Genomic DNA, 472 nt, shown 5'->3' on the forward strand with positions numbered 1-472 from the left:
CCCCTAAATATCTCCTCACCGTCCGTACAGCTGCCCTTCACTTTCATCTTCCCGCACACCACCGCCGTCAGCGACTCGTTCAAGCGCAGCACCCTCGGCTCCGCCTCCCTATCCAGCGCCACCGCCTTCAAGGTAAACTTTCCCTCCAAGATACCCTTAGCTTGACCGCTCATCCTGATACAGAAACCGCCCGCCTCCTTTACCGGTAGCTCCGGCCACTTCGTCGACGTCAGCTTAAAGCTGCCCTTTTTCGCATAGAACTGCTCCATAAAGCGCGCATTTTCCAGCAGCGCGGCATGAGCCGCACGCAAGTTGGCCGAACGGACTGACTCCCGATAGGCGGTCAATGCCACCGTCGCCAATATCGAAACCAGCAGCATCACCACCAACAGCTGTACCAATGAGTAGCCTCTCTGCACAGTTGCCCCATTCCGTTTTCCGTCAAATGTTTTTAAGTACATATCTTTATTCC

Annotated in this window: 1 protein-coding gene; it reads right to left on the reverse strand. The window is 55.1% G+C overall.

Going from position 1 to position 472, the window contains the following annotated elements; all coding sequences use genetic code 11:
* On the reverse strand, nt 1-380 hold a 380-nt coding region (locus HMPREF2675_RS00225; protein WP_070813654.1), incomplete at its 3' end, for a type IV pilin protein.
* Nucleotides 381-472: the final 92 nt, after the last annotated feature.

Origin of the sequence: Neisseria sp. HMSC061H08, from assembly GCF_001836795.1 — a bacterium.
Lineage (GTDB): Bacteria > Pseudomonadota > Gammaproteobacteria > Burkholderiales > Neisseriaceae > Neisseria > Neisseria subflava_A.